This is a genomic window from Campylobacter coli LMG 9860 (assembly GCF_000254135.1).
Taxonomy (GTDB): Bacteria; Campylobacterota; Campylobacteria; order Campylobacterales; family Campylobacteraceae; genus Campylobacter_D; species Campylobacter_D coli.
In genome coordinates this window covers 1-17837 of record NZ_AINS01000003.1, presented here as the reverse complement: position 1 = coordinate 17837, position 17837 = coordinate 1, and the positions used below count along the sequence as shown (strand labels likewise).

The 17837-nt window shown below is 30.6% G+C and carries 16 protein-coding genes and 1 pseudogene; 3 read left to right on the top strand and 14 right to left on the bottom strand.

What is annotated here, in order from left to right; translation table 11 throughout:
• Window position 1: 1 nt before the first annotated feature.
• Genes ruvX through ilvC form a run of 4 tightly spaced genes read right to left on the bottom strand, consistent with a single transcriptional unit; the run spans window position 2 to window position 3216 of the window.
• Window positions 2–382 carry a Holliday junction resolvase RuvX gene (gene ruvX / locus CCO88_RS00470; protein WP_002776373.1) on the bottom strand — a complete coding sequence of 127 codons (381 nt, stop codon included), beginning with the start codon at window positions 380–382 and terminating at the stop codon, window positions 2–4.
• Entirely contained in the window at window positions 379–1149 is a 771-nt protein-coding gene (locus tag CCO88_RS00465; protein ID WP_002815152.1) for a DNA-processing protein DprA, read from the bottom strand. Before CCO88_RS00465 ends, ruvX begins: the two co-directional genes overlap by 4 nt.
• Window positions 1139–2191: a divergent polysaccharide deacetylase family protein gene (locus CCO88_RS00460; protein WP_002776371.1), complete on the bottom strand. Its 1053-nt coding sequence runs from the start codon at window positions 2189–2191 to the stop codon at window positions 1139–1141. Before CCO88_RS00460 ends, CCO88_RS00465 begins: the two co-directional genes overlap by 11 nt.
• Before the next feature lie 2 nt (window positions 2192–2193).
• Window positions 2194–3216 (bottom strand): ketol-acid reductoisomerase, encoded by a 1023-nt coding sequence (ilvC, locus tag CCO88_RS00455; RefSeq protein ID WP_002806714.1) that lies wholly within the window; start codon window positions 3214–3216, stop codon window positions 2194–2196.
• A gap of 122 nt (window positions 3217–3338) precedes the next feature.
• On the opposite strand from ilvC, the gene CCO88_RS00450 reads away from it, so the two are divergent.
• The 3 genes and pseudogenes from CCO88_RS00450 (at window position 3339) to CCO88_RS00440 (ending at window position 7367) form a co-directional block, all read left to right on the top strand.
• Window positions 3339–5273, top strand: coding sequence for an RNB domain-containing ribonuclease (locus tag CCO88_RS00450; protein ID WP_002839008.1), 1935 nt, complete (start codon window positions 3339–3341; stop codon window positions 5271–5273).
• A complete protein-coding gene (locus CCO88_RS00445) occupies window positions 5266–6231 on the top strand; it encodes a DNA polymerase III subunit delta (protein WP_002781666.1) in 966 nt (321 codons plus the stop codon). Before CCO88_RS00450 ends, CCO88_RS00445 begins: the two co-directional genes overlap by 8 nt.
• 92 nt (window positions 6232–6323) lie before the next feature.
• Window positions 6324–7367, top strand: a pseudogene (locus CCO88_RS00440) (type I restriction endonuclease).
• A gap of 21 nt (window positions 7368–7388) precedes the next feature.
• Here the strand turns inward: CCO88_RS00440 and hypA are convergent.
• From hypA to CCO88_RS00390, 10 genes are all read right to left on the bottom strand, one after another.
• Window positions 7389–7733 (bottom strand): hydrogenase maturation nickel metallochaperone HypA, encoded by a 345-nt coding sequence (gene hypA / locus CCO88_RS00435; RefSeq protein ID WP_002781676.1) that lies wholly within the window; start codon window positions 7731–7733, stop codon window positions 7389–7391.
• On the bottom strand, window positions 7733–8707 hold the full coding sequence (gene hypE / locus CCO88_RS00430) for a hydrogenase expression/formation protein HypE (protein ID WP_002806719.1): 975 nt from the start codon (window positions 8705–8707) through the stop codon (window positions 7733–7735). Before hypE ends, hypA begins: the two co-directional genes overlap by 1 nt.
• Window positions 8704–9795, bottom strand: a complete 1092-nt coding sequence (gene hypD, locus CCO88_RS00425) for a hydrogenase formation protein HypD (RefSeq protein WP_002839007.1) — start codon at window positions 9793–9795, stop codon at window positions 8704–8706. The genes hypE and hypD overlap by 4 nt, the downstream gene beginning before the upstream one ends.
• Window positions 9779–10060, bottom strand: coding sequence for a HypC/HybG/HupF family hydrogenase formation chaperone (locus CCO88_RS00420; RefSeq protein ID WP_002784272.1), 282 nt, complete (start codon window positions 10058–10060; stop codon window positions 9779–9781). The genes hypD and CCO88_RS00420 overlap by 17 nt, the downstream gene beginning before the upstream one ends.
• The gene (hypB, locus tag CCO88_RS00415; RefSeq protein ID WP_002785900.1) at window positions 10060–10803 is read right to left on the bottom strand and encodes a hydrogenase nickel incorporation protein HypB; all 744 of its coding nucleotides are present in this window, start codon (window positions 10801–10803) and stop codon (window positions 10060–10062) included. Before hypB ends, CCO88_RS00420 begins: the two co-directional genes overlap by 1 nt.
• A gap of 76 nt (window positions 10804–10879) precedes the next feature.
• Window positions 10880–13069 carry a carbamoyltransferase HypF gene (gene hypF / locus CCO88_RS00410; RefSeq protein ID WP_002815163.1) on the bottom strand — a complete coding sequence of 730 codons (2190 nt, stop codon included), beginning with the start codon at window positions 13067–13069 and terminating at the stop codon, window positions 10880–10882.
• Window positions 13050–14570, bottom strand: a complete 1521-nt coding sequence (locus tag CCO88_RS00405) for a hypothetical protein (protein ID WP_002781684.1) — start codon at window positions 14568–14570, stop codon at window positions 13050–13052. Before CCO88_RS00405 ends, hypF begins: the two co-directional genes overlap by 20 nt.
• A gap of 41 nt (window positions 14571–14611) precedes the next feature.
• Window positions 14612–15259 (bottom strand): M48 family metallopeptidase, encoded by a 648-nt coding sequence (locus tag CCO88_RS00400; RefSeq protein ID WP_025443323.1) that lies wholly within the window; start codon window positions 15257–15259, stop codon window positions 14612–14614.
• Window positions 15235–16551 (bottom strand): MATE family efflux transporter, encoded by a 1317-nt coding sequence (locus CCO88_RS00395; RefSeq protein ID WP_002799852.1) that lies wholly within the window; start codon window positions 16549–16551, stop codon window positions 15235–15237. The genes CCO88_RS00400 and CCO88_RS00395 overlap by 25 nt, the downstream gene beginning before the upstream one ends.
• Window positions 16552–16640: 89 nt before the next feature.
• A partial coding sequence (locus CCO88_RS00390; protein WP_002781689.1) for a DUF2920 family protein occupies window positions 16641–17837 on the bottom strand: 1197 nt, incomplete at its 5' end.

Genomic DNA, 17837 nt, shown 5'->3' with positions numbered 1-17837 from the left:
ATTATATTCCAAAATAATCCTTTATCATGATTAAAGCTGCTAAAGAGTCTAGCTTGGCATCTTTTTTGCGTGTATTAGCCACACCATATCCTAAAGCTTCTTTACTTGTTCCGCTTTCATCTACAAAGCGAATTTCTTTATCGAATTCAAGCAAAGATACAAAATGCTTGATACGCCTTGTCATTTCTTCTTCGCTCGATCCTCCCTTAGGAATACCTACAATCAATAAAGAAATATCATGAATTTGAAGTAAATTTTTAACTTCATTTGCAGCTTGGTTGCGGTTTTTTCTGATTATACCTTCTAAAGGAATGGCGATTTTATCTATACAAAGCGCCACGCCTATACGCTTTAAACCCACATCTAAGGCCAAAGCTCTCATACCAAAACCCTTATAAAAAGACCTTCTATGGAAATTTTTCCTTCAAGCTCGTACTCATAGACTTTTTCTCCATAAATTTGAGTTGCCTCATCCACGCTTACGCCCTGTCTACAAAAGTCTAAAAATTCATCCTTTTCTTCTTCTATAACCCCAAAACAACTTGCAAATTCTTTAAAATCTAAAAGCAAATTCGCATTTTTTTCTTGTAAGAGTAAATTTGTCCCATCGCTTTCATTTTTGCGTTGGGGTAAAACATATAAAGGTTTATTAAGCTCCAAAGCAAGTCTTGCACTTTGCATGGAGCCGCTTTGCAAATCTGCTTGCGCAACAACAACGGCTTCACTCAAAGCGACAATCAGCCTATTTCTAAGTAAAAAATCATAAGGCTTAGGCTTATAGTAGGATTCGTTTTCGCTTAAAGCCAAAGCATTTTCATAAATTTGTTTTATAATTTTTTCATTGCTTCTAGGATAAATTTCATCAAGACCATTGGCAAAAACCCCTATAGTGCTTGGCATAGCCGCCATACTTGCACTGATATCAACACCCAAAGCACCTCCGCTTACAACACTTATCTTTGAATTTTTAAGCAAATTTGAAAGCTCAAAAACGCAATTTTTAGTGTAAGTGCTCATACGCCTAGAGCCTATAATGGCTATCTTTCTTTGTTCTAAGAGTTTTAAATTTCCTTTATAATAAAGTTTTTTAGGAAGATTTTTCAACTCTTTAAAAAGCTCTAGATAAGCGCTTGGTAGTTCACTTTGCATAAATCTCACTTAAATACACTAACTCAACACTTTTAAGCAAATCTTTGCTTTGCTCTAAGGCTTTAAAAGTATTTTTTCTAGGATGTCCTATAGCTATCGCAAAGCCTTTTTGCTTAGCAAGCCTTACCGCTTCTATGAGTTGATTTTTGATATAAGCAACATCATCGCGATTGTCTAAAAACACATCTCTTTGTATATAAATTTGCCCCAAAGCCTTAGCCACTTTAGGCGCTTTAGAGCTTGCTATGGTTTTAGAATCTACAAAAATCAATTCTTCTTTTTCAAAGGCTTTATAAAGTTTTTTCATTGCTTTTTCATCACTTGTAAATAAGCTTCCTGTATGATTGTTGATAAATTTTAAATCTTTAAAATCTTTTTTCACTTGTTGTATTTTTTTAAAAATACGCTTTTCACTATCGCTTGGATTTAAGGTATCAAGCTCAGGCTTAGTATAATTCATCGCCGCTAAAGGCAAATGCACCATATAAAAATCAAATTTTAGAGCAAGTTTTGGGGTATCGATATGATTTTTATCGGGTGGAAAAAATGAAGGGATAAGTTTGAGTTTTAATGCCTGTAAAGCCCTAACTTGACTTATGTTCGCCATATCATCTATAATGATAGCAAGGCGGGCTTGTTTTGTTTTACTTAAATTCATATCTTTTGTAAGATTTTCTTCCTTGCTTAAATTTTGTTCTACTACAAGGCTTAAATTTTCATCTATTTTGCTTAAATTTCCATCTATAATACTACTTAAATTTAAATCTTTTATTTGCTCTTCTAAAATGCTTTGATTGTTTTCTTGAAAATTATCATTTTCGTCTTTATAAGGAATTTCTTTAAAAATACCCAAATGATTTTCATTGGATATATTTTCTTGCTTGGGTTCTATTGTTATATTTTTACTAGAATTTTGAGCGAATTTTAATGCATTTTGAGAATCTTGATATTGAATCAAAATTCCCAAAAATAAAATCACGCATATTAAAAAAAGTATAGCGATGATTAAATAACGCTTGATTTGAATCAGTTTTTTTGACAATTTTAGTTCTTATCTTTATCGATTAATTTTTTAGCACTAATCCAAGGCATCATTGCGCGTAAATTGCGGCCTGTTTGCTCGATTAAAGAATTGTTCATATTTTTGCGTTCTGCATGCATTCTTGCAAAACCTGCACGGCGTTCTAAAATAAAATCTTTAGCAAAATTTCCATCTTGTATATCTTTTAAAACGCCCTTCATAGCTTTTTTAGTTTCTTCAGTGATAATTTTTGGTCCTGTGATATAATCGCCATATTCTGCAGTGTTTGAAATAGAATAACGCATATCTGCAATTCCACCTTGATAGATCAAATCTACGATAAGTTTTATCTCATGTAAACACTCAAAATAAGCCATTTCAGGCTCATATCCTGCTTCAACTAAAGTTTCAAATCCTGCTTGGATCAAAGCACTAAGTCCACCACAAAGCACAGCTTGCTCACCAAAAAGATCTGTTTCTGTTTCGGCTTTAAAGGTTGTTTCTATAATACCTGTACGTCCACCCCCGATCGCACTTGCATAACTTAAGGCTAAATTTTTAGCATTTTTGCTCTCATCTTGATGAATCGCTATCAAACAAGGAGTGCCACCACCTAGAGTAAATTCATTTCTTACTGTATGACCTGGTGCTTTAGGTGCTATCATGATAACATCTACACCTTTTGGAACAACAATTTGACCATAATGGATATTAAAACCGTGTGCAAAAGCTATAGCCTTGCCTTCACTTAAATTTGGTTTTATTTCGACATTAAAAATATCTGCTTGAATTTCATCAGGAGCTAAAATCATAATCACATCTGCTACTTTCGAAGCTTCGCTTACGCTCATCACTTCAAAACCTGCACTTTTTGCTTTAGAAAAACTTGCCCCATCTTCACGAAGCCCGATGACAACATTAACCCCATTGTCTCTTAAATTCATAGCATGAGCATGTCCTTGAGATCCAAAGCCTATAATTGCCACTTTTTTTGATTTAATCAAACTTAAATCACAGTCTTTGTCATAATAAACTGTAACAGCCATTATTTTACTCCTTAATAAATTCAAAATTAAAGAGCTTATTATAACAATAAAGTTTTAAATTTCATATTTTTTTTATAAACTTTATGCAAGAATTCTCAAGAAAATTTACATAAAGTAAAGCAGTGAAAGAATTTTTAAACAATCTTAATTACGGCATAAGTGCTCATGAAGTTAGCAATGAATTTAAACAAATTCTAAGAGAGCTTCTAGCTAATAACATCATCAAAGAACACAAAAATAGATACTATCTTAATAATGGCTATGTTTTTGGAACCCTTGATATTTCGAGCAAGGGCACAGGATTTTTACAGTGTTTTGATGAGAGTTTTAAAAAAGATTTGCTTATAGAAAATAAAAATTTAAAAGGAGCAAATTACAAAGATATCGTTGCTGCTAAATTACTCCCCTTAAAGAAAAAACGCCCTAGTGCTAAAGTGGTTTTGGTTTTAAAAAGAGCTAATGAAACCTCACTTGTTATCACCAAAAGATACGGCGAAGCCGTGCTTGGGATGAATATCAAAACAGGATTAAGCACCGCCTTAAAAGCCTCGCAAAAATCTCTAAAAGCACTACCTTTAGGGACAATTTTAAAAATAGAAAATCAAGATAACAACATCATAGAAGTTTTAGGGCACATCGATGATGAAAGCGTAGATGAAAAAATCTCCTTAGCTCTTTTTAATAAAAATAACGAATTTAGCGATGCTTGTATCAAAGAAGCTCTAGCTAATGGAGATAGCGTTGATGCAAGCATGTATGAAAATCGCTTAGATCTAAGAACTTTGCCTTTTTGCACCATAGATCCTATACATGCAAAAGATTTTGATGATGCGATTTATTTTGACACTCAAAAACGCGAACTCTATGTCGCAATCGCCGATGTGAGCGAGTATGTTTATGCTTATAGCGCTATAGATAAAGAAGCAAGAAATCGTGGATTTTCTATTTATTTTCCACATATTGCTATACCTATGCTACCTCGTCCTTTGAGTGAAAATATCTGTTCTTTAAAGCCTCATTTAGATCGCTTAGCGTATTGTTTTAAAATCACACTCGATCATGAAAATAAAGTCATAAAAGAAGAACTTTTTGAAGGTATTATCAACTCAAAACGCCGTTTTAATTATGATGAAGTTGATGAAATTTTGATACAAAAACCTGATTTAAAAGAGCTTTCATGGCTTTATGAGCTTTTTGAAATCACAAAAAATTTACGCAAAATGCGTCTTAAAAATGCCTTTGAATTTCGCACCGAAGAATTAAGAATGAATCTAGATGAAAACTTAAGTCTAAAAAGCACAGTTTTTGAAAAAGACACGCCTTCGCATAATTTGATCGAAGATTGTATGCTTTTAGCCAATAAAGCCGCAGCAAAACTCATCGATGTAGGTGTTTTTAGAAATCACTCTAGTGCAGATATGAAAAAGATAGATAGACTTTTAAATGAACTTTTAGAGCTTGGAATCGATGTAAAACTAAAACCTAACCTGCCTGAGCTTATACGCGATATACAAGCTTTAGCCGATGAGCTTGGCTTAAGAGCGGAAGTGGATAAACTCATCATTAAAGCTCAAAAAAAGGCAGAGTATTCTAGCGAAAACGGGGGGCATTTTGGTTTAGGTTTTGACAAATACTCACATTTTACAAGTCCTATACGCAGGTATTCTGATCTTATCTTACATAGACTTTTAAAAGCTAAACAAAAAAAAGATGAAAAACTTTTTAATTACCTACTTTTAAATATACAAAGCACTTGCGAAAACCTTAGCGTGCTTGAAAGAGAGACTGATAAAGTCGCTTATGATTTTATGGATAGAAAATTTGCGAGATGGGCAGCTAAAAATATAGGCAAAAAATTTAAAGCCCTAATAGTGCAAAATGATGGAATTTGTATAGCAAAACTTGATGATGAGATCAAAGGAGCTGATATCATCCTTTATGATACGCGGGTAAATTTACTAGAAAGCGTAGAAGTGCAAATTTTAGAAGCTGACATCATCATGGCAAAAATTTATGCAAAAATCACCCAAAGACTTAGAAAGGAAAGTAATGTATAGAAAAGAACTTCAAAATTTACTTTCCAAAAATCAAATTGATAATTTTTTCTTTCTTTATGGAGCTGATAATTTTCAAAGTGAGCTTTATGCTGATTTTATCAAGGAAAAATACCAAGCGGATGAAATTTTAAAATTATTTTTTGAAGAATACAGCTTTACTCGTGCAAGTGATTTTCTAAGCGGAGGTTCGCTTTTTAGCGAAAAAAAGCTTTTAGAAATCAAAACTTCTAAAAAAATTCCCACAAAAGAACTTAAAGTTTTAGTTGAGCTTTGTAAAAATAATAAAGACAATTTCTTACTTTTAGAACTTTACGATGAAAGCTCTAAACAAAGCGATATAGAAAAAATCTTTTCTCCTAATTTTGTGCGTTTTTTCAAGGCCAATAACGCAAGAGAAGGGATAGAGCTTTTAAGCATAAAAGCAAAACAACTCCATATAGAAATCACTCAAAATGCTTTATTTACCCTTTTTACAAGCTTTGATGAGAATTTGTATCTTGCTGCTAGCGAGCTTAATAAATTCAGCGGCTTAAGAGTGGATGAAAAAACCATAGAGCAATATTGTTATAGCTTAAACATAGGAAGTTTTGAAAGCTTCTTTGAAAAGATTTTAAAAAGAGCCGATTTTAAAAATGAGCTTGAGAAGATTTTGGATAATTTTAATGAAATTGCTTTGATTAACTCTTTAAGTTCTGCCTTTTACCGTCTTTTTAAAATTGCTCTTTATGCTAAAATTTATGGGAAAGTGGATTTTAAAGAACTCTTAGGTTATACTCCTCCGCCTCAAGTAGCACAAAATTTAAACGAACAAGCTTTTAGCTTAAAAATCAAACATTATAAAGAAATTTTTAACCTTTTGCTTAAATGCGAATACGAGCTTAAAACCAATTCTAAGCTCGTAAAAAAAGAATTTTTGATTTCAAATTTGCTTAAACTTGCAAGGATTTTGAAAAGCTAAATAGTAAAATTATAAAAATTAAAATCACTTTTTTTATTATAAAACTAAAAAATGTTGCTATAATACTTTTATTAAAGACAAAAGGAGTGAAAATGGATTTTGAAAATCAATTAAATGCCATCGTTGAAACAATAGCTGAACGCAAAACACTTGTCAATACTGAAGAAGCTACAAAAATGACTTTTATAATGCCCTTTTTAAAAACATTGGGTTATGATGTTTTTAACCCTAGTATTGTTGTGCCAGAATATACAGCAGATATAGGAACTAAAAAAGGCTAAAAAGTGGATTATGCTATTTTCAAAGATTCAAAACCTTTTATTTTAATTGAAGCTAAAAACCATACTGAAAATTTAGATAATCATAACAATCAGCTTGTAAGATATTTTAACACTAATCCTAGTATTAAATTTGCCATTCTTACCAATGGTATTGAATATAGATTTTTTACAGATATTGAACAACAAAATCTTATGGATAAAATACCATTTTTAGTTGTTAATCTTGAAAAACTTAAACCTAGAGATATTAAAGATCTAAAACGTTTTATTTGCACTGACTTAAATTTAGATGAAATTCTAAGCATTGCTATGGAGAAAAAATATTACCGAAGTATACAAGAAATTTTTAAAAGTGAAATAGAAAATCCAAGCGATGAATTTACAAGTTTTTTTGCTAAACAAATGACAGAAAAAAGAATGACTAGTGCTGTTTTAGAAGAATTCAAAAATTACATTAAAAAATCTTTTAAAGAAATTATTAATGATTTAGCTTATGAAAAAATCACAAGTATTAAAAACAATCTTCAAAACATAAACGATGATGAAAATGATGAGCAAATTGATGAAAGTAAAGATATTGTCACAACAGAAGAAGAATTACAAGGTTTCTATATAGTAAAATCAATTCTTGCTAGTGTCAGCGCCAATCTTGAAGATGTAAGTTACAAAGATACTTTAAGCTATTTTAGTATTTTATATCAAGGCAAAGTTACTAAGTGGATATGTAGATTATATTTTAATACAAGCAAAAAATCTATTAGTTTTCCGGATGGAGCAAGTTATAATATAGAAAAATTAGAAGATATTTATCAATATAAAGCAGATATTATCAAAGCATTTGAAAGCAGAAAGTAAAATCATTTATTGATTTTACTTTCACTCCATCACAAGTCGCATAAGGTGTAAATCCTCACCTTGTGTGATTTTGTATTCTATACTTTCGCATTTAGGACACTTAAAAACATTTTCTTCTAAAATGCTTGCTTGATCACATTTTAAGCATAAAATTTCAAGTGGGGCAAGTTCTATAAAAAGTTTAGCATTTTTACAAATATTTGAGTTTTCTTTAAAAGTTTCAAAACAACGTTTAAAAAGATCCACTTCTATACCGCTTAAACGCCCGATTTTTACATAAATTTCTTGTACATTGCAAGCCTTATTGTTTAAGGCATTTTCTTCACAAAGTTCGATTAAAGATTCTACTATACTTAATTCGTGCATTAGCAAATTCTTGGTAAAAGTTCGCCTTTAGGGCTTTCTAAAAAGCGTTTTGCCCCATAAGCGTTTTGTAAGATCACGCGTGCTTTTTTCTCTTCTAAAACTTCTCCTATAATACTCGCATTTACATTGTATTTTTTTAGAATTTCCAAGGCTTTTAACTCATCTTCTTTTTCCACGCAAAGTATGAAAGTGCCTTCATTGGCAAGCTCATACGCTTCGTAACCAAAAAGTTCACAAAGTCCTAAAACCTCATCTTGAATGATGATTTTTTCTTCAAAGATCAAAAGATCATTTCCACTTTGCTTTGCCCACTCATTTAAAACCGCACTAAGTCCCCCACGAGTAGCATCTCTCATAGCTACAACCTTTATATCTTTTTCTAAAAGCTCTAAAACCTCTTTATCCAAAGCCTTACAATCACTTTTAATATCAGCTTCTAACTCATTTCTTTTGATTAAAACACTAGCTCCATGCCTTCCTATATCGCCTGAAAGAAGTATGCTAAGCCCTGCTTTGATATTTTTACTTTCTTTTTTAGAAATAATTTCACCTAAGGCTGTAGTGTTGATATAAATTTCATCTGCCTTACCCTTAGGAACGACTTTAGTATCGCCACAAACTAACATAACTCCGCATTTTTCACATTCTTCTTTAATGCTTTTTAAAATGCGTTCTAATTTTTCTAGCTCAAAACCTTCTTCTAAGATAAGCCCTAAACTTAGATATTTTGGCTTAGCACCCACCATCAAAACATCGTTAATAGAACCACAAACACAAAGTTTACCTATATTAACCTCTTCATCTAAAAAAATCGGACTTAAAACAAAAGAATCCGTGCTTAAAGCCAAATTTCCTAAAATCGCTGCATCATTATTTGCGTTTAAAATTTCATTATCAAAGATCTTAAAAAGCTTAGTTAAAAGCTCGTTCATCTCTTCTCCACCACCTCCGTGGGCTAAGGAAATATTTTTCATACATTCACCTTTGAGTATTTATAATACGCTGCACAAGCACCCTCGCCAGAAACCATACAACTTCCTATAGGACTTCTTGGCGTACAAGCCTTGCCAAAAACTTTACAATCATGAGGCTTGGCCAAACCTCTTAAAATTTGCCCACAAATACAGGCTTTGCTTTCATTTTTACTTTGCACCGTACAATCAAATTTTTTACTCGCATCATAAGCACTAAATTCTTCTTTTAGCTCCAAGCCCCCATCTTTAATAAGTCCTAAGCCACGGAATTCAAAATCACACACCCTAAAGTATTTTTTTACTAAATTTTGTGCTTTAACATTGCCTTCTTTGCTTACGGCTCTTTTGTATTGATTATACACTTTAAAAGTGCCTTCATTGCTTTGTTTTATGATATTTAACACACTTTCTAAAATATCAACTGGCTCAAAACCACTCACCGCTATAGGGGTTTTAAATTTTGCTGCTAAAGGCTCATAAATACCATAACCTGTTATCACACTCACATGAGAAGGGCCTAAAAAGGCATTGATTTTTACATTTTCATCATTCATGATCGCTTCCACAGGTGCTGGAACCGTGATATGATTGATATGAAAAAAGACATTATTTATTTTTTCTTCTATAAGCTTTTGAAGAAGTAAAGCACTCATAGGCGTAGTGGTTTCAAAACCTATAGCAAAAAAGATGATATTTTTGTTTAAATTTTGCTTAGCAATTTCCAAAACCTCAAGCGGAGAATAAAGCGCTCTAACATCAGCCCCTTTAGCTCTTAAATCCAGTAAAGAAATTTCACTTCCAGGCACCCTTAAAAGATCCCCTAAAGTACAAAAAATCGTATCTTTCATGGAGGCTAGCTTAATAGCTGTATCAATGCGAACTCTTGGCATAACACAAACAGGACATCCTGGCCCATGGATAAAGTTAATTTCCTTTGGCAAAATAGAAGGCAAAGCATATTTCATGATACTATGCGTATGCCCACCGCAAATTTCCATGATATTAATAGGATTTTTAAGTTCTTGTTCTATAAGCTTTTTTAAGGCTAAAATATTGTCTTTATCTCTAAATTCATCGATGAAATTCATTTAAACCCATATCCCCTTCATCGCTTTTGATCTCGCCGCTATTCATCTTCTCTACTATTTCTTGATAGGTTTTTATACTTTCTAAAGCGGCTTCTTTGTCGATTTTTTCCATGGCAACACCTACATGGATTAAAACATAATCACCCTTTTGCAAAGGCTCATCGATCAAATCCAAATTCACTTTTCTTTTAACACCTAAAGTTTGTACTAAAGCATTGTTTAACTCATCGATTTCTAAAATTTCAGAAGGTATAGACAAACACATTAAAAAAGCTCCTTTTTAAGTTTAAGCACCTTATACCAAAGCTCCATATTGGTGCCATTTTTTGCATCAAGGGTGATAATATCTGCTCTAGGATTTAATTCTTTAATCAACCTAGTCGCCTCTTTAACATCAAAATCAAAATGATGAGCTAAATCTGCCTTTGTGATTAAAACTATATCAGCCTTTTTAAACATCACAGGATATTTTTGCGGTTTATCGCTTCCTTCGGTAACAGAAAGCAAAACCACATTTAAATGCTCTCCTAAATCATAACTTGCAGGACAGACTAAATTTCCAACATTTTCTATAAAAAGCAAATCCACATCATCAATGGCTAAATGATGCAAAGCCTCATGCACCATAAAAGCGTCCAAATGACAGCTTTGTCCTGTAGTGATTTGATACGCCAAAGCTCCAGCATTTTTTACTCTTATAGCGTCATTATTGGTTTCCAAATCCCCTTCAATCACAGCGATTTTAAGCTCATTTTTCAAAGCCTTGATCGTGCTTTCTAAAAGCGTAGTTTTTCCACTACCTGGAGAACTCATTAAATTGATACAAAGCGTGTTGGCTTCATTAAAATGTGCCCTATTGTGCTTAGCTTCTTCATCATTTTTGCTTAAAATTTTAGAAATCACTTCTATGGTTTTACTTTCTTTTAAGCTTGGATTTTCATGGTGGTGATCATGATGATGATCATGCGTATGGCTTGAATTTATAGAACAGCCGCAATCTTTACACATTTTCTTTCCTTTATATTTTTTGTTTCATTTTAACCTTAAAAGCATTAAAAAATTATGAGTTTTTAGAATATTTGCTTTATTTTTCTAAATTTAAAAAATGTACCATTTGTCCTAAGGCTATGGAGCTATCATTGCAAGGATATTTTAAAGGTACAAAAAAATCAAAATTTTTAGCTTTTAAAATTTCAAGCAAGGTTTTGTTTTGAAAAACTCCTCCACTTAAAAGCACTTTTAAATCATAATCTTTGCTAAAATCTATGATAAAATTTGCTAAGGCATTAAACATACCTGTAATTGCCTTAGTTTTTTCATCTTGTAAAGCCCCTAGGATTAAATTTTTAAAATTAGCCTGCCCTTTTTCTATAAAAAGCTTATAAGAAAAATCAAGATTTTTATCATAAAAAGCTTCACACATTAAGCCAACTTGGGCTTCATAAGAACTTTTTTCTAAGTTAAAAACAATACTTCCAAAAGCATCGATAATGCGTCCTAAAGAGCTTGTTTGTAAGTTAGATTGAGAATAAATTTTTTTAAGATTTTCAAGTTTGATTTTTGGAATTTTTGCTAAAAACTCCTTAGCCTTATCTTCTAAATCATAATGAAAAATAAGACTTAGAGCCAAATTTTGTATATTTTTAATATCACTATTTATAAGAGTGAAATTTTCAAAATGTGCAATTCTTTCATATTCTTTTAAATTTCCTACAAAAACTTCTCCACCCCAAATTTTGCCATCTTCGCCATAACCTGTTCCATCACAAATAAAAGCTAAAGCCTTTTCATCTTTTGCAAAATTTTCTTCGTATTCAAAATAAGCCGCACAAAAATGCGCATAATGATGAGAAATTTTAATCCTTTCTTCAAATTCTTTTGCATAGCTAAAATGCGGGTGTTTATCGCACAAAATCGCATCAAATTTCAAATCATAATTTTGTTTAAAAAATTCTAAAAGTTTAAAAAATCTCTCATGCACATCAAGACTTTTCAAATCCCCTATATAAGGAGAAATTAAAAGTTTATTTTCATAAAAAATCACAAATTCATTTTTAAGTTCCGCACCCAAAGCTAAAAAAACTCCTTTTTTATCGCTTTTAATTTCCAAATAAGTCGGATTTAAACCTCTTGAAGTGCGTAAAAACATAGTTTTTCCATTTACAACTTGAGCAATGCTATCATCGCTTGGATTGTGAATTTCTCTTGCATAGTCTAGATAAAAATCAAAAACATTGCCAAGCTTTTTAAGCAAATTATCCTCATCTTTAATAATACTTTCACCACTTAAATTTGCACTTGTTGCTACTAAAACCCCATCAAAATATCTAAAAAGTAAAAGATGCAGTGGAGTATAGGCTAACATAATGCCGAGTTTATCCACATCAGGAGCGATTAAAGAAAAGGCTTTTTTAGCTTTTAAAATCACGATAGGAGCTAAAATAGAACCAAGCAGTTTTTCTTCCTCTTCATCCACAAAACAAAGCTCTTTAGCATCGCTCATATCTCTACACATTAAGGCAAAGGGTTTTTTGGGGCGGTTTTTTCTAAGTCTTAGCTCCTTTATAGCTTCAAGATTAAAGGCATCGCACATCAAATGAAATCCCCCCATGCCTTTGATAGCTAAAATTTTTCCTTGCTTTAAAAGCTTAGCACAGGTCTTAAAAGCTTCATCATCTTGAGCTAGAATTTCACCCTTTTTATTTTTTAAAAAAACATCGATTTTACACTGAGGGCAACTTATAGGCTGGGCATGAAAACGCCTATTTTTAGGATCTTCATACTCACTTTTACAAAACTCACACATTTTCAATGCTTCCATTGTGGTATTGCACCTATCATAAGGGAGATTTTTAATGATGCTAAATCTTGGCCCACAATGCGTACAAGTGATAAAAGGATATAAAAAACGCGGATTTTTTTCATCAAAAAATTCTTTTTTACACTCTTTACAAAGTGCAAAATCACTTAACATAGGCGTGCTTTTTGTATTCTCTAAAGAAGGAGTGATGCTAAAATTTTCATAGTTTGAAATAGAAATTTGCGTGATTATAAGCTGATCTATTCTTGCTAAAGGCGGGAGATGATTTTTTAAATTTTCTATGAAATTTTGACATTCTTTTTGAGTGCAAGCAAGAATAATTTCTACCCCAAAACCATCATTTCTTACCTCTCCAAAAAGCTTTGATTTCAAAGCTAGTTCATAAACTAAGGGGCGAAAACCCACCCCTTGAACTAGACCTGAAATTTTGATCTTATATCCTAAGTGGCACATCGCTTAACTGACAATTTTTAAGATGTTTTAAAGTATTTTTAAGTAAAGATTTATGTTCAAACAAAGAGCCACTTATAAGCGCTAAGTCACTTTGCTTTTTCTCTCTTAATTCATCATAAGTATCACGCAAGAAATAAGCCAAACTCTCAACCGCTCCATAAGCGATATTAGCACTATCTACACCTGCTAACATAAAACTCATAGCAGATCTTAAAGTTCTTGTATAATCAAAACTTTTATCTTCTTTCAAACGATAATCAATCTTTACTCCACGAGGCATTTTTGACTCATCAGCGATTTTTAAAAGCTCGCTAGCACTCTCTTGTAAATTTTTACCCAAATTTAGCACTCTTCCTACTAAGCCAAACAAGGAATAAAAATTGTTTTGAAGCTCAAAATTTTCATCTAAAAGAGGAAATTCCTTGCTAAAATTTTCTAAAAGCCTTGCACCAATTTCATCTTTTTTGATCTCTTCATAAAGCTCTTTGCTGTGTTTTGGTAAGCAAAGTTTAAGCAAATTAAGCTCTTTGTTGATAAGCAAAATATCTTCATCATCTTTACTTAGCTCTAAAATAAAAGCCTTTTCTTTATAACGGCTTATAAGATAAGAAATTCTCGCCATATTTTTATCTTCTTTAGAAAAAATAAGCTCTCTTGCCTTAGCATTGATAAATTCAAAGCCTTCCAAAACCACCACTTGCTCATCTAAAGCACTGATATAAAAATCTTTTTGATATTCTTCTATCTTTTTTACGCTTAAAAATTTATATTCATTTTCAAAAAGTTTTAAACCTAAAGCAAAACAAAACAAATCCCTAGCAAGTCTGATTTTAAAATCATTAAAATCAAGATTGTGATTTTTTCTAAACATAGCATTAAGCCTTAGCTTCATCAAAGGTTTTTCCAAACTTGCAAGAAGTTTTAAATTTTCATTTGAACAAACAAAAACTGAATTTATAGCTTTAATATCACAAGGAAGTAAAAAATCTCCTATAAATTCGTTCTTAAACAAAGAAAATTCATAAATGCCATTTTTATCTTTTAAATAAATCTTTTTTTCTTGACTTAACAAATCAAAAGCAAGATTTAAAAAAGTATTGAAATTTTCTTCATTGATTTTTTCAAATTCTGATAAATTGCTTGAAAATTCACACTCACAAAACACACCCCATTCATTTTTGTTTAAAAGTTTTTTTTCTTGATAAGCATTAGAATTTAAATGCGTAATATAAGAAAATTTCGAAAATTCTTTATCTTCTGGTATACAAGGGCTAAAACCCTGCCCCGCTTTTACATCAAATTTTTTCAAAAAAACGCTATAACTCATGAAATTCAAAGAATCACAAAAAGTCTTTAAATTTTCTTCATCTGCATCGATAGAAAAATGATAAGTATTTTCTTCTTTACTAAGGATATAATTGTAATTTTTCGCATAAAAACGCAATAAATATTCAAAAATATCATTATCCGCATTATAAATAAAATCAAAATCCAAAGTCATATTATGCCTTTTTTGAAAAATAAACTATAAATATAACATTTTTAACTTAAAAATTCTTTCTCTCTTTGCCTAAAATCACTCATAAAATACTCAATAAAATCGTAAAATTCTTTGCTGTGATTGGGGAATTTTAAGTGGCATATTTCATGCAAAACCACATATTCAATAGCATTTAAACTCTTTTGAATGAGTTTTAAATTTAAATTAACATAAGCTTTATTGTGATTACATGAACCCCAACGCGTTTTCATATTTTTAATGCTTAAATGCATGTAAAATAAACCTGTTTTTTTACTCCATTTTTTAAGATAAAAAGTAAAAATCTTTTTAGCATTTTGTCTTAAAAATAAATCTAATTTTGCTTTATTTTGACAAATTATTTTATCTTTATCAAAATAAGCTTTTTTGACATTTTCATCAAAAATAATTTTATATTTTTTAGCTAAAAAAATTAACTCATCATCCTTTAAGGCTTTTTTTTCAAATCTTTTTTTTGCCTCATTCATCCAAGAACTTGATTTATCTAAAAACTCATAAACACTTTTAAAGGTGCAAAAATAAGGAATGCTAAGAACAAATTCACCCCTTTCATTGAGCCTTAATCTTAAAGTTTTTATGCGTTTTTTAGAATAAAAATAGCACTCATCTTTATAAATAAATGATTTTAAACTAGAGCTTTGCCTTGCCATTTTTTGCTTTTCCATCTGTATGAATTTACCATTCCACGCAAAAACTCATCCGCACAAAATCCTATCCAAACCCCTAAAATTCCAAGATTAAAATGAAAACAAAGCACATAACCCACAGGCAAAGATACCCCCATCATAAAAACAAGTCCGCTAAAAAATGGAAACTTAGCATCGCCACTTGCGCGCAAGGAATTTACCATAACTATATTAAAAGTTCGTGAAATTTCAAGAAAGATTGAAAGAGCAAATAAAGGTATCATTAAATTTTTTAGCTCTTCTTTAAGTCCTAAAATTTGCATAGTAAAATCTTGACAAAGATAGTTTAAAAACGCCACTAAAGCACTCGCTATTACACTAAAATATAAAGCACGCCAAGTATGTTTATAAGCGATATTTTCATATCTAGCACCGACTAATTTACCTATTATGATTTCATTAGCTATGCTTATAGCTTGTCCTATAAGCATAATAAGCATTGAAATTTGAAAATAAATCGTTTGCACACTCAAACTCGCCTCACCTAAGCTTGCTACAAAAGCAAAGGCTATAGTGTATTGAACTATCCACAAAAGATTTTCCCCTGCTGAAAATCCACCTATATTTAAAACCTTTTTTAATACCTCTTTTTCAAGTTTTATCATTTCTTTGATTTTAAGATGAATTTTAAGCTTGTAAAAAAGTATCACAAGTAAAGCCACTATAGCAACAATACGCGCAAAAATATTGCTAAGCCCTACTCCAAAAAGTTCTGATTTTGTATAATGCAAAACATAATAATTTCCACAAATCACCACTATATCCATCAAAAAACCTATAAACATGACCCAATAAGCCATATTATAAACCCTTACAATAGCAGCTAAAACAATACCTATGGCATCAAAAAACAAACAAATTGCAAGCATATGTAAGTAAATTTCGCTATCTTTGAGCAATTCTTGTGGAATTTTTAAAAGATAAAGCAAATACTCCCCATGCCATAAAATAAGCACACCGCATACAAAGCCTAAAAGTGCATTTAAGAACAAACTTTGATGAATCACTTTTCTTGCTAAAACATGATCTTTTGCACCAATTGCTTGTGCGATCAGCACACTACAACCCACACTTAAAAATGAAAAAATAGTGATAAAAAGATCTAAAATTTGATTTCCAGCGCCCATAGCACCAACAAGAAAATTAGAATAATGCGACACCATAGCGGTATTGATAATCACAGTTAAATACTTAGAAAGCAAATCCCAAAATATAGGAAAACTAAGTCTTGTTAAGGAGAGTTGTTTTTTTGCCATGATATTATCTTATCTCTTTTTTTAAATATTTCTTTTAAAAAACAATTCTACTTAAAAATTACTTTTTTAAATATAAATATTTAATATATTCAATTTGTTATATTTAAAATAATTTGATGATTTTCTTCTTTGAAAGTATACACTAGCTCATCACATTTATATGAGACTTCCTTCTTGCAAATTTTATCTTGCAAAGGTTCTTTTAATATTTGCAATAAATGTTTTTTAAAAAATAATTTTGTGCTCAATCCCATTCCATGATTTAAATTTTTAATAAACTTATTATCAACTTGTGAAACAGCGAAAAATTCTACTTTAAAATTTAATTCTTTTAAAATATGTACAAAATTTTCCTTATTTTCAAAAGGAGATCTTTCATCAAAAATACTATGATATAAAATATATTTTGGATTTGGGTATAAGCTTTGTATTATTAGATGTTCTTTGTTTAATGGTTCTCTTATGATTTTTCTAGCATTTGAAAAATATTTTTTTGAAAATTTATTATTATTCCAATAAGTTTTATCACTTAAATATAAAAATATATTTTTAAATAAAGTATCATCATATGTTCCATGATATCTAGTAAAATCGATTTCTTTTCCAAAACCTATAAGTCTAAAAATATTTCCAAACAAATTAACAAAAGAAGAATTATCTAATATAAAATCAATACTCCAAGGAGCTATTTTTGCACATAAATTTGCTAAATATCCGCCATATGAATTTCCAAACAAAATCGTTCTAATACCCCCCCCCATTAGTTTAAATGGAGAATTTTCTTTTATATAAAAAATAGCATTTAAAATATCCATAGCTTGCATTATGCCAAAATTTTGATATTCATTTTTAGATGGTAAAAAGCTTACATGCGTTCTTAATTTATAGTTTTGATTTAGTTTTTGATTTAATTTTAATTTTTGAATTTCTTGATCTATTCTTATAAAAGCATTATTTAGATTTTCATAAGAATTTATATCAAAAACATTTATATGGTTTAAATTGATAGTTTTTAAGCTAGTATCCAAAATAATTTTATCTATATCATCTAAATAAAAACTAGAACCCAAATGAGGTCTATTTCCTATGCAATGATAGTTAATATTAATAATAGCAACATTATAATTTCTAGCCAAGTAATCATCGACATAAATATAGTTATTCATATCTTCAGCACCGCCTGGAATAATACAAACAATAGCTTCTATTTCTTTACTATCATCATAAGTCAATCTAAATTCTAATTTACTTCCCCTTTTGATATTTAATTCTACATCATCACAAGA